Source organism: Streptomyces zaehneri, assembly GCF_032248645.1.
GTDB lineage: Bacteria > Actinomycetota > Actinomycetes > Streptomycetales > Streptomycetaceae > Streptomyces > Streptomyces coriariae.
Genome location: NZ_JASTTJ010000019.1, coordinates 135037 through 146782 on the forward strand (window position 1 = coordinate 135037; position 11746 = coordinate 146782).

At 69.2% G+C, this 11746-nt stretch carries 12 protein-coding genes; all 12 read right to left on the minus strand.

From position 1 onward, the window contains the following. Positions 1–38: 38 nt before the first annotated feature. On the minus strand, positions 39–3518 hold the full coding sequence (locus QQM72_RS28095) for a LysM peptidoglycan-binding domain-containing protein (RefSeq protein WP_314223633.1): 3480 nt from the start codon (positions 3516–3518) through the stop codon (positions 39–41). Then, entirely contained in the window at positions 3518–3970 is a 453-nt protein-coding gene (locus tag QQM72_RS28100) for a pilus assembly protein TadG-related protein (RefSeq protein WP_314223634.1), read from the minus strand. Before QQM72_RS28100 ends, QQM72_RS28095 begins: the two co-directional genes overlap by 1 nt. After that, positions 3970–4395, minus strand: coding sequence for a TadE/TadG family type IV pilus assembly protein (locus QQM72_RS28105; protein WP_314223635.1), 426 nt, complete (start codon positions 4393–4395; stop codon positions 3970–3972). Before QQM72_RS28105 ends, QQM72_RS28100 begins: the two co-directional genes overlap by 1 nt. A 32-nt stretch (positions 4396–4427) precedes the next feature. Continuing rightward, positions 4428–4853, minus strand: coding sequence for a pilus assembly protein (locus tag QQM72_RS28110; protein ID WP_314223636.1), 426 nt, complete (start codon positions 4851–4853; stop codon positions 4428–4430). A 6-nt stretch (positions 4854–4859) separates the two neighbouring features. Beyond that, positions 4860–5075, minus strand: a complete 216-nt coding sequence (locus QQM72_RS28115) for a hypothetical protein (RefSeq protein ID WP_314223637.1) — start codon at positions 5073–5075, stop codon at positions 4860–4862. 46 nt (positions 5076–5121) lie between these two features. Then, on the minus strand, positions 5122–6006 hold the full coding sequence (locus QQM72_RS28120) for a type II secretion system F family protein (protein ID WP_314223638.1): 885 nt from the start codon (positions 6004–6006) through the stop codon (positions 5122–5124). Next, positions 6003–6956, minus strand: a complete 954-nt coding sequence (locus QQM72_RS28125; RefSeq protein ID WP_314223639.1) for a type II secretion system F family protein — start codon at positions 6954–6956, stop codon at positions 6003–6005. The genes QQM72_RS28120 and QQM72_RS28125 overlap by 4 nt, the downstream gene beginning before the upstream one ends. Continuing rightward, entirely contained in the window at positions 6953–8446 is a 1494-nt protein-coding gene (locus QQM72_RS28130) for a CpaF family protein (protein WP_314223640.1), read from the minus strand. The genes QQM72_RS28125 and QQM72_RS28130 overlap by 4 nt, the downstream gene beginning before the upstream one ends. Then, positions 8436–9263, minus strand: coding sequence for a hypothetical protein (locus tag QQM72_RS28135; protein WP_314223641.1), 828 nt, complete (start codon positions 9261–9263; stop codon positions 8436–8438). Before QQM72_RS28135 ends, QQM72_RS28130 begins: the two co-directional genes overlap by 11 nt. Then, positions 9263–9880, minus strand: coding sequence for an SAF domain-containing protein (locus QQM72_RS28140; RefSeq protein WP_314223702.1), 618 nt, complete (start codon positions 9878–9880; stop codon positions 9263–9265). Before QQM72_RS28140 ends, QQM72_RS28135 begins: the two co-directional genes overlap by 1 nt. A 102-nt stretch (positions 9881–9982) precedes the next feature. Next, positions 9983–10855, minus strand: a complete 873-nt coding sequence (locus QQM72_RS28145) for an ATP/GTP-binding protein (protein ID WP_314223642.1) — start codon at positions 10853–10855, stop codon at positions 9983–9985. Next, positions 10849–11451, minus strand: a complete 603-nt coding sequence (locus tag QQM72_RS28150; protein ID WP_314223643.1) for a hypothetical protein — start codon at positions 11449–11451, stop codon at positions 10849–10851. Before QQM72_RS28150 ends, QQM72_RS28145 begins: the two co-directional genes overlap by 7 nt. Positions 11452–11746 lie beyond the last annotated feature (295 nt).

The following is an 11746-nucleotide window of genomic DNA, read 5'->3' on the forward strand; positions in this document are numbered from 1 at the left end:
AGCTGATAGCGGCGCGCTGCGCATCTGCGTATCCACCGCTACAGAACCTTGCGCGCTGGCGAGCCCGAGCCGTTGAGGAGCTCGTTGATGAGCTGCTCGGTCTCCATCTCCAGAGAGCAGTCCAACGCCCGGTTGACCAGCTGGACGCGGGTGATGGCGGTGTGCAGCCCCTGCCGGTTCCCGGCCGCATACTCGATTCTGAGCCAGTCCCGATACAACAGCTCTGCTGTGTCGTCGACGTCGAGGCCGGTTGCGACGGCCTGACGGGCTGCGCTGAGATCGTGGTGTGGTCCCGCGGGGGTGCGGTAGGTGGCCACGGTGTGCGCCACGTCGATGATCCGCGTGATCATCTCCTGCTGATAGGGCTCGGCCCAGGGCAGCGGTGTGCCCCCGAACGGCCTGCCGCGGACCAGGATGAGCGCCTTCTCCAGATCGGTCAGGCCGGCCGGGCCCAGCGGCAGGGCGCGTTCGACGAGCTGTAGGAAGCGGGTCCAGTCGGACCGCACGCCGGGGGCGAGTCGGTAGGGGTCCTCGCCGGACTTGCGGCGCGGCACGTAGGGGTTGCCGGCGGGATCGTTGCCCAGGGAGCGGCGCAGGCCCTGCATCCGGGCGTTGAGGGTGCTCAGTCCCCACGGGCTGACGGGATCCATGTCGGAGCACACAACTTCCGCGCTCCGCCTGGGCCGGAAGAACAGGAGCGCAGCGAGCTGTGCCATCCGTGGGCCGTGGCCGGTGCTGTCCACTCCCGTCACCTCGACCGGGCCCAGAACCCGGATCTCCGGCGCGTGCAGGTCATGAGCCGCCCCCTCAACGGCGCCCGCTTCCCCCTCCGGCGCCGAGGCCTCCTCAGCGGCGTGCTCGGCGTCAGTCTCCTTGGGCTCTGGACCCTCTGCGGCCGGGGCTACCGGAGTCTCGGTCACCGGCGCGGGGTTCTCCTTGGCCTGAGGTGCCGGTGCGGCGGTAGGCAGGAGACGAAGTCCGGTCGGGTCGGTGGTGGCGGTGAACAGGGCCGGGAAGACGTCGCTGCTCACGTCTGCTGCCGACGTCACCGAGGACCTCGTGCCCGCGTGGGTCGCGGGTGCGGTCGGCTCGTGGGGATGGGGGTGCTCGGGCTGGTGCACGCTGTCGGGCTCTTCCGGGACGTCCTGCCACGGGCCCTCAGCCGGGTGCGCCGGCTGCGCGGACACTTTCAACGCGGTGGTGATCTGGAGGTAGGAGGCGTGCTCGAGGCGCTGAACCGTGATCTCGGCGCCCACAGAGTCGAGTTGCTGCGGTGTGCTGAGTGAGGCGTTGAGGATCTCCGCCTCGGGGAAGTGCGCAGCAGCCGTGCTGGCTGGGGCGATGAGGGTGACGGGAACTGTCCCGGCCTTGTCGATGGCGTCGGCGAACTCCCACGCTGTGTCCGGGTCCAGAGGCGATGCGCATAGCAGCACGTAGGGCTGGTGACTGGTCTCGGGCATCTGGTGGGCCTCAAGCAGGCGTTCGCTGAGGTCGCGCAGCGCATGCGTCGCCTGCCGCATGTGGGCGATCCGCGCGGTGGGCAGTAGCTGCGGCAGGTCCTCGCCGAACCCCACCGTCACGATCTCGACTTCGCTCGCCCACGGGCTCACCCCGAGCTCCAGGGCGAGCGAGGTGCACACCTCGGTGATGTGCACCGGATTGCCGTCCAGCAGAACGGCCGGCACCCGGGCGAGGTTGAGCAGCAGAAGGTCCCCCGCTGCGGTACTGCCGATCGTGACGAGCCCCGGATACGGCGCCGGCACCTCGCGGGCGGCCTCCTCGTCCAGGACGACGGCATCGGAGTCCAGGACCCACCAACCGCCCTTCCCGGAGACGAACGGCGCCTGCGGCTCCTGGACCAGGTCCTCGGGCAGCACCTCTACCGTGCGGGTGTCGATCCGAGCAGCCCGCAGCGGTGGCGGGACTGCAGCGTCCTCCTGCTGGGCCGCCTGGTGGGCCATGGTCCTCAGCACCGTGTCCAGGCGGGCGGCGCCGCCGGGTTCGGCGGCCGCCGCCAGCTTCGCCTCGGCCGGGGACGTCTCTGACGCCATGGCGATCTTCTCGCCCGGCTTGCGGCGGCGACGCTGCAGCGCCCGCCGTAGGGCGAGAGCGCCGGTGATGGCTGCGGCCAGCAGCGCACCGGCGCCCAGCACAGTGCGCAGTACCAACGGACCGTCGGCCGGAGCCGCAGCCGGAGTCTGGGACGCCGTGGCGGCGGGGGAGACCCGGGCACCGGACTGCCCACCGGACTGCCCATCCGACGCTGACGGCGGGGCGGCAGAGGGGGAGGCGCTGGTGGTGGGCTGCGGTGTTGCTGAAGCAGCTGTGGAAGGAGAGTGCTCCTGGCCGGGCTGCTCGGCGGGATGGCTGCTCGGTGTACTGGGAGCCGACGACTTCGGCGCGGGCGCCGTGGGCTGGCCCGGAGCGGGCGCCTGCCCTTCGCCCGTGTCATCGCCCGGCTTCTGCTCGCCGTCTGGCGCCTGGGTAGCCGGGGGAGTGCTCTCCTGACTGCCCGTCTCATCGCTGTTACCGGTGTCTCGCGGCGGTGCCTGCTGGGCAGGCTGAGCGCCGGGCACCGTGATCTGCTGCCCTGCGTAGATCACATCCGGATCCGTGATCTCAGGCAGGTCGTGCGGCTGCGGCTTGCCCTCGCTGGCCTTGAACAGCTCGGGCCACATGTCGCCGTCGCCGAGTTCCTCCTCTGCGATCTTCGACAGGTAGTCGCCCGAGTGGGCCGTGACGGTGTGTGCGCTCTTCCCGGCAGAAGCCGTGGGGCTGTCCCCCAGCTGCGTACGGACGCCTCCTGCCGGAGCCGTGGTATCGGGCATCTGAAGCTGCCAGCCGGGTTGCAGGAAGCTGTTCGCGCGGAAGGTCTCGCCGTCGGACATGATGCGGCCCTCATTCAGGCTCGCAATTTCCCGCCACCTCTCGCCGTCGCCCAGCTCCCTCTCGGCGATGCCCCACAGGCTCTCCGCCGGCCGTGTCTCGCGCACCGTGTACGACGTGCGCGACGCCGGCGTGCTCGCGATGGACGACGGCGCGGCCTGATCGCCGTCAGCGCCCCGCGAGGCTTGAGCTTGGCCCGGAACAGTGGGCGCCGTCGTCGCTGGTGCGGCCTGGGCATCGGAGGCCAGGGCCGAACTGGTCGGCAGCAGCACCAGGATGCTGCCGACCAGCAGGGCCGCGACGCGCTGTGAGGCACCCATCCCTCGGGGGGCGTACCAGCTTCGGCCCCGTACCTGCGCAATCAGCTCGCGTACCGCACAGAAACTGAACTGCGCCCACCCGATCCAGCCCACCGCGACGAGCAGCAGCAAAAACGCCGCGCCCGTGTCCTGCCGGTCCAGCAGGTGCGTGAGGTCGTCGTGGGTGGAAGCCCAGATGACCGGAGTGACCCAGACCAGCAGCAACGGCAGCCCCGCGACCGCGGCGGCCAGGACGAACAGGCTCAGCACGGCCTTGACGACACGGGCCAGGGTTCGGCCCACTGTCGCGGCGGGGGAGTGGGGGGTGCGCATCAGTTTCCTTCGGGAGCGGTGACGCCATGCAGGAGGGTGGCCTTGCCCTGGCCGGACACCGACAACGAGCCGATCCCGACCACCGACAAGAACTTCGTGTCGTACGTGCCGGTGACACGGACGTGGAGGGTCTTGCCGTCGCCGGACACGCTGACCGTGCCGGTGGCGCCGGCCGAGCGCAGGTACGCCTGGGCTGCGGCCTGGGCGTTCTGCGGATCCACGACGATCGGGTCGCCGTTGATGGCCTCGGCGGGATGGATGGCCTGGCCGCCCGCCCGGGCGGCCTCGCCGGCGATGTAGTCGGCTCGTTCCACTGCGCGCATTTTGCTGCCGCCGTCGACGGCGACGCCGATGATGCCGATCAGCGCCACGACACACACCGCGACGAACACGGTGACGCCTCCCCGGTCGTCCAGCCGTCCTTGGCGCAGGCACATCTGTCGGAAGGTCATCAGTCACCCCGCTGCCTGTACTGATCCACTACCGAGGTAGCCGTCGAGGTGAGCGTCCTTGCACCCGGCACGCCCGGCAGAAGGAGGTCCGACAGATTGACCGTGCAGGTCACGGTCACGGTGACCGTCCCCACCTGGCCCACCGGCACACTGAGGCCGCCCGTGTTGATGCTGACGCTGGTCGACGCGCATTCGATGCCCTGGTCGTTGAGGGATTCAGCGGCCGCCGACTGCGCGGCGCCCTGCGCGGCAGCTGCCGTGCGGTGAATGGACGCTTCCCGGGCCGCGTCCTCCGCCGCAGAGTCGATCTTCGCGCCGGACGTGACGATCCGGCCGCCGGCGATCGCCAGACACAGGAACATGATCAGCGAAGGGAGGATGATGGCCGCCTCGATCGCAGCACTGCCCTCATCGCTGCGGAGCATGCGAACCCAGCGGGGCGTGTATCGCACCTCGTTCACCCTCCCGGGACCGTCCACCGTTCCACGGCCCCGGACGCGGACTGGGTGACCTGCAGGCCGGAAACCCCCGGGATCATGGACATGGCTGTTCCCGACACCTGTACCCGTACACGCTGACCATTGCTGCTGGCGGAAACGCTGTAGTCGCCGAGGCTGTCTCCCGCGGTGCGCTCCAGCACGCTGCGTGCCTGGGCGGCACCGTCGGCCGGGCTCGACTGGTAGGAGCGGGCCGCAGTGGCTCCTTCCCGGGCGGCGGTCAGGGCGATCTGCCGGGCGTAGTACCACATGGAGGCCTGGATGACTGCGACCGTGGCGAGCAGCACGAACGGGAAGATGATCGCCATCTGAATGCTGGTGTCGCCGCGGTCGTCGCGCCATCTTCGCCCCCGCCACCAGTCCGTCAGCCGATCGGGACGAATCATCACGGGTCACAGCCCGCTGAGCTTGCCGTTGTACTTGGTGATCACGAGGGCGATGGTCCCGGCGATCAGTACGGCACCGGTGACGGCAGCGACCCAGATGATGACGGTCGTCGTGCTGATGTCGCCGCGGTCCGGTCGCTCCTTGGCCTCCTCCAGGCTCTCCTGCAGGCGTGTGGTCAGCCAGTGCACCGCACGGTAGGTGCGGGCTGCGGTGTCCTTCATGATCGGTGCTCCTTGCTCCTTCAGCGGTCCAGCAGTTCGAGGGGGTCTAGACAGTGAGCATGCGGATGACCGCGGGGAACGCCATCAGCAGCATGACCAGGACCGCGAGCAGGGCTCCCGGAGCGGTCATCTTCTCGCTGGCGGCGTTCGCCTCCGCAGCCTGATCGGCCAGCAGTTCGGCGTTGAGGGCGGCAGTGCGGGCCCGCAGCGCCTTGTAGACGGCAGCGCCGTCGGTGGCGCTGCCGCGCATGATGTCGGCGACGTCGTCGAGGACGGGCAGGTCGTACTGGGCGGACAACTCTGTGAGTGCCTGATACGGCGGGATCTTCTCCAAACGGGCGCGGCGCAGGGCGCCCTGCAGATACAGGAAGGGCCAGCCCTCGCCGACCTCGGCAGCCTTCTCCAACGCTTCGGCGGGGCCGGCGTCGGCTGCCCGCTTGAGCGCCACCAGGTCCAGGTAGGCGGACAGGGCGTGCGCGAACTCCTCCCGCGCCCGCTTGGCCTGGTCCCGCACCGCGAGATCCGGCGTGATGAACAGCAGCCCCGCGATGACCATTCCGACACCGGCAGGCACATAGAACGGCAGGGAGACGCCCGCGATGATCCACGGAATCGTCGCGATCACCGGGCAGAGCAGCCCGAGCGCGGCGAGCGCGGTCTTCTTGAGCATGAACTGGCCCGGCCCCTGACCGAGCAGGGCCAGGTTCGTCGTGGGGACGCGAACTCCCGGCAGCCGCTCGAGGCGAGCCAGCAGCCACCGGCCCCACACCTCCTCGCGGTCCAGCTCCGGCTCGGGCATCGTCAAAGTGGCCGGTGCGCTGCGCGCGAGGGCCGGCCCCAATGCGGGCTGAGGGCGCAGCAGTTCCCGCACCAGCAAGGACAGACCGGCACCGACCGTGCCGCCGGTGAGAACGACGGGAAGCAGATTCACGACGCGACTCCTTCCGGCTCGCGGCCGGCGACCGGGGCGTCCGGCTCCGTTGCGGGTGCGGGCAGGCGGACGGTGCTGGACGGGTCGGTGACCAAAAAGCGCGGGATGCGGCGGAAGTTGCCCAGCTGCCGCATCAGGGCGAGCACCCCGATGAACCCGGCCGTCAGGAAGGCCAGCACCAGCTGTCCCAGCAGCGTGGAGTACGGCTTGGTGTAGCCGGGCACGAAGAACCCCGCCACCACGACGCCCACGGTGATGATGGTCATCCACCGCACCGTGGTCCGCGGTTTCGCCCGGTCCGCCTCGATGGCACGCTTCTTCGCGACCTCGTCGCGGACCGTGCCCGCCAGGTCCTCCAGTGCCTGGGCCAGCCCCGGGCCGCGGTCGTTGACCGACAGGATGAGCGAGGCGACCACCTTGTCTGCCGTCACATCGTTCAGCTCGTCGGCGAACGCGCGGAGCGCTCCTTCCGGCCGCCACCCCAGGCGCAGCCGGTCGGACAGGGTGACGATCTGCGGGGCGAGTTCGTCCGGTGCGCCCTTGCGGCTGGTCATCATCGCCTGCTCCAGGCCCATGCCGAGGCGCAGCAGGCCGGCCAGGCGCTGGGTCCACTCGCTCAAGGCCTCCAGCTGGCCGATGCGGTCCTTGGCCATCTGCGCCGGGGTGATCAGCCAGGGCACGCCGATGACGCCGGCGCCGAGCAGCGCGCCGCCGACGAAGTTCCCCGAGACCAGCCATACGGTCACGAAGACCATGACGGCCGCGACCATGAGCGTCCGCCGCCGCATCCAGGTGTCTTCGCTCTGGTTCCTCCCGCTGCGCAGGGCGGCCTTCCAGCGCAGGTGCAGCGGGGCCCGGCGTGGCGCCGTGGTGCCCACGACACCCGCCACAAGGCCGATCACTCCGCCGATGACGGCCATGCCACTGAGCAGCCCCCACAACAACGTCATCGGCGCGCCTCCACCAGCAAGGGCAGCGGTGCCTGCCAGGCCCCGTAGGACTGCTGGAGCAGGGAGGAGTCGAAGCCGACGCGGCGCAGGTCGTCGACGCAGCCCGGGTCCATCCGGGGAACGGCCCGCAGGTCCCCCCACTCCCTTCCGGGGGAGAAGACCGTGTTCGTGGCGGGCCGGCCGTTCTCGCCGATCCCGGTCAGCTCCAGCACGTGGGAGACGTAGCGGTGGCGGCGGCCGCCGATCTGCGTCTCGTCCGTCATGTCGACGTAGACGATGAAGTCCAGGCCGTTGGCGGTCTGCCGGTAGGCCAGCGCTTCGGACAGATTGCCCTGAGCGAGTGCGTACAGCTCGGCGATCCGGTCGAAGATGATGTCCGGGCGACGCGCGTGGATCGTGCACAGGTTGCCGCCCGAGCCGTTCGTCAGCGCCTGCATCATGGCCACGACCTCGGGGCCGCGGACCTCGCCGACCACGATCCGCTCCAGCGACATCCGCAGCGCCGGGTGCATCAAGTCCAGCAGCGTGACCTCGCCGGCGCTGCGGCCGGTGACGTCCTTCTCCCCGTTGGACTCGCGCCCGACCAGGGAGACGACCTGCTTGTGGTAGCCGTTGGCGTGGGCGAACAGCTCGTCCTCGGTCTGGATGGTGGCAAAGCGTGTCTCGGGGTCGAACTCCTTGAGCATCGCCCGCAGGAGAGTGGTCTTCCCGGCCTTCTGCTTCCCCGCGATCATGATGTTCTTCTCCGCGCGCACGCACGCGCCGAGGAACTCCCGCAGGATCGGGTCGATGGTGCCCAGCCGTACGAGGTCGTCCAGGTCGGCGTGGGAGACCCGGTGCCGGCGGATGACGGCATAGGTCATCGGGCCGAGTCCGGTGATGGCCTGGAGACGGGAGCCGTCCTGCAGGGACAGAGCGAGGGTGGGGTTTGCGGTGGAGATGGTGCGCTCGTTGTGCCCGGATCCGCGGGCCAACTCCCGCAGCAGCTCCAGCAGTTCATCCTCGGAGTCCGCGATCGGGCCCACCCGGCGGCGCTCGCCGTCGCCGTAGTCGAGCCACACCTCGCCCGGGCCCTGGATGATGATGTCCTCGACCCGGTCGTCGTCCAGGTACGGCTGGAGCCGGCCAGCACGGAAGAGCAGGTCGTAGACGGCACGCCGCAGAGCCTCGTCTTCCTGAGGCGCCATCGCCTGGGCATCCGACCACAAGGCGACTGCCTCATTGATCCAGTCCAGGCAGCGCTGCTCCTCGCTCGCCCGGTCCATGTCCGGTGTCGTCTTCAGCAGCTCCTCGCGCTGCTTGGCGACCTGCGCCGCGATATGCCGAGCGACCTTGTAATCGACCGTGACCTGAGGTGCCGTGGCACCGAGCAGATGCGTACTCGAGGCAGCGCCAGCAGGGGCGACGTCTACCTGGTGCTTCCACGCCTGTTGGGGCCGGCCAGGCGGCGGAGCCACGGTGGGATCGGTGTGCAGGGGCTTACCACGCACGGGTCGCCTCGCCGTCCCCGGCGCGCACGCCGGCCGGATCGAGGCGGGCCCGCCGCAGCGCAGCCCGCTGAACCACCAGCGCGCTGCCCGTACGGGCGGCCTTCATCAGCGGTGACTTGGTGAAGTGACGCGGCTGCTCCGCGCCGTCGGACAGCACCTTGGCGTCCTTGGGTGCATACGGCAGGGTCGCGACCACCGGCACCTGGAGCACGCGCTGCACCTCGCCCGCGGGATACGGACCCTCGTTGATCATCAGCACGCTGACGTCACCGACCCGTTCCTCCAGCGCGCGCACCCGCCCCTCTGCTGCTTGGAGACAGCGCAGGGTGTTGCGCACGACGACGAACACGGCGTCGGCCTGCTCGGCCAGGACACCGGACGGTCCGAAGGCCCCTCGGCGGCCGAGGTCGATCAGAACGTCGTGACCGTGATCGGCCGCGATGCCGCGGAAGATGACTCCCAGGGCCTTCCACACCGAGCCCAGACTCGCCGCCTGCGCGGGATCAGTGATGCCAGGCAGCAGCAACCGGTCGTGGGGCGTGTCCTTCGTGCCGTCCTCGCTGCCCAGATCGATCAGCTGGCGCCAGAACGCGTCGCCGAGGTCGCCCTGCCGGGCGGCGACGGAGAGGTTCCGCAGCCCGTAGCGGTCCCCGAGCGTGCCCTGCAGCAGCCCGTGCAACACAGCACTGCCATCCGGGTCACACTCGGCAAGGATCATCCGCCGGCCCGGTGCCAGAGGCCAGGACAACAGCAACGCCAACGCGGTGGTGGTCACGCCAGGCGCACCACTGCATCCGGCCAGCGCGATGACGGCCATCAGCTACCGTCCGGGGCGGCGAGTACCAGGCGCAGCGCCCCGGTAGCTACCCATGCGGCAGCCTTGGGCCCGTCCGCGGCAGATGTGGCGACGTCGACCACCACAATCCCGGTGCCGGGGGCGGCGCCGGAAGCCTTCACGACCCGGCCGTCGATGGTCTGCGGCGCGGCATCGGACGTCTCGCCGGTGTCCGCCGTCCCCTGGGCCGGGACATGCACCAGTTGGACCCTCTGGCCCGGCACCAGCGCCGTGGCGGGGATCTGCTTGGGCTCGAGGCCGATCGGCACCAATTGCTCGCCAGCCTTCACCAGCGAATCCTTCGTCACCTGCGATGGGGCGAGGAGAGAGCCGGGCTTGAGTTCCACAGCGGCCCGCTTGCCGACCACCGACTTCAGGTCGTCGGAGCGCACCGCCTTGACGGCTGGGTCCAGGGCGATGGACGCCTTGCCCAGGTCGTTCTCAGTGAGAATCTGGCCGACCTGGACATCGCGGACCACGGTCACCACGCCGGTGCGGTTGCCGACCTGGAGCAGGAGGACCGAAACCCCGGCGCCTCCAGCGGCGATCAGCGCCAGCGACAGGGCGATGACACCTGGTCGTCGCCTTCGGGCCGACACTCGGGGCGGTGCCACGGGCCTGGCTGTACGTCCCTGCTGGGGGACGCCGTTCGGAGCTGTGTCTAATTGGGTCTTGCTCACGGTTTTGTCCTTCCGGCGGCTTTACCTGACGACCTGGATTTCGCCGACCGCCACCTGCACGTTCGTCTGCCGGACCTCGGTTAGCTGGCCGGCTTGTCCGCCGCCTTGCCAGTCGATCGTCCATGTTGAGGTCGCGGTCACTGGGAACTTGCTGTTACTGGCACCGGCCGAGGTCTTGGCGTACACGTGTCCGCAGGTCGGTGACTGGGCCATGCCCTCGGACGATGTGTAGGGGGTCCCGGGGCCGGTGCAGGCCACGGAGTCGCCGTCGCCCATCGTCCAGACGATCTTCGACACCTGGGCGGTCGCGCTGACGGTGATCCCGCCTGCTGTGGCCGACGCGGTGTTCGGTCCGTAGGTTGTGGCGCTCTGGTTGACCCACAACCACATCGGGACACCGACGGTGTACTTGCCGGCCGCGCGCGGGCTGGCGATGTCCGGGCCAAGCAGCGTCATCGAGTCGACTGCCCGCTGCGCCAAGACAGCCGGATCGACCGACTCTTGGGCGGGCGGTTCAGCCATCCACACCAGCCGGGTGATGGTGTTCGTGAAGTCAACCCAACCGCATGTCTGTTCGTAGACTGCACCGTCGCCCGGTTCGTGGCCTTCCCAATCCAAGCTGCCGGCGCGTGGTTGCGGGTCGGCGAGTTTGTATTTGCAGACCTTCTTGTTGGTGGGGTCGGATGCGCCGCCTCCGCCGGTTCCCCCTGTGTTGTCGCTGCCGCCTGCTTGGCCTCCGGCCTGCCCGGGGGCGTCCACGTTGACCTCGCAGTTGAACAGGCCGCAGTGGATGCCGCCGCTGCCTTTGGGGTCATCTTCCGCGTAGCTGGTGACGGGGATGGAGAGCGCGGCCAGGACGGATGCTGCGGTGATGGCGATGCGGCGTGTCAGCATGGCTTCCCCTGGGGCTCATCGCTGGTGACACGCCAACCTTCCGCAAACTTCTCGACTGTGCTGACGATCAGGTACTTGGTCAGCCGGTTCGACGGGAGAGGCACCGGCTTCTTCGTTTCGGCATCGACGGTCCGCCAGTTGGAGATGTCAAGGCAGCTGGAGATGGTCGCGTTGGGGACCCTGCCCGTTGGGATGACCTTGGTGACTGTCTGGTCGGTGAGGGCGATGCTGCCGGTGTAGATGCTGCCGAGGTCATGGGCGCGCTTAGCGTCTGTTTCGGCGTTCTTCAAAGCGGCGGCTGAGGCGTACTGATCGAGATGCGCGCTCTTGCCGGTGCGGTCGGCGTATAGCCTCTCCATCTCCCGCCAGTAGGCCCTATATGCGGCGATCGCTTCCTTCTTCGCCGTGTCCTCAGCGTCGGCGGTGGCAGACGGTGGGGGGGACTGTGTGACGCTTGGGGTCTCGTCCTGCGCCTCGTCCTTCCCATCGGATGAGCCGCACGCGGTTAGAGCGAGTGCAGTGCCCAGCGCGATGGTGGCGGCGCCGACCCTTCGTAAGTGAACAGTGGACTGAGGATTGTGTGCGCGACGTTTCACGATGCCTCCCCGTACGGCGCGGTGTGACATGACCGCTTCCTGGGCCGCCGACGGGCGGCAGTCAGGGGCAGCGGCCTGGTCCATCTGCGGTGATCCGTTTGCGTAGCGGCAAGATTACGCATATGCCAGTCAACTTCCCAGCTCGATAGTCGAGTTCACTCGTACAACTCGGGACGTATCTGGTCGCTTTCGGAACTGAAAGTCGATTTGCAGGTCTGTGTCTTCTCTCGTTCCTCCCGTGCGTCTTGAGGCGTGTTCGCAGCTTCGAGCGCACCTTGTGAATCCGCTGTGCGTG

Bases quoted from the DNA above. Each gene is read 5' to 3' on its own strand.
- QQM72_RS28145 (WP_314223642.1), bottom strand. From the start codon at position 10,855: ATGCTGACACGCCGCATCGCCATCACCGCAGCATCCGTCCTGGCCGCG.
- QQM72_RS28135 (WP_314223641.1), bottom strand. From the start codon at position 9,263: ATGGCCGTCATCGCGCTGGCCGGATGCAGTGGTGCGCCTGGCGTGACC.
- QQM72_RS28105 (WP_314223635.1), bottom strand. From the start codon at position 4,395: ATGCTCCGCAGCGATGAGGGCAGTGCTGCGATCGAGGCGGCCATCATC.
- QQM72_RS28125 (WP_314223639.1), bottom strand. From the start codon at position 6,956: ATGACGTTGTTGTGGGGGCTGCTCAGTGGCATGGCCGTCATCGGCGGA.
- QQM72_RS28110 (WP_314223636.1), bottom strand. From the start codon at position 4,853: ATGATTCGTCCCGATCGGCTGACGGACTGGTGGCGGGGGCGAAGATGG.
- QQM72_RS28115 (WP_314223637.1), bottom strand. From the start codon at position 5,075: ATGAAGGACACCGCAGCCCGCACCTACCGTGCGGTGCACTGGCTGACC.
- QQM72_RS28100 (WP_314223634.1), bottom strand. From the start codon at position 3,970: ATGACCTTCCGACAGATGTGCCTGCGCCAAGGACGGCTGGACGACCGG.
- QQM72_RS28095 (WP_314223633.1), bottom strand. From the start codon at position 3,518: ATGCGCACCCCCCACTCCCCCGCCGCGACAGTGGGCCGAACCCTGGCC.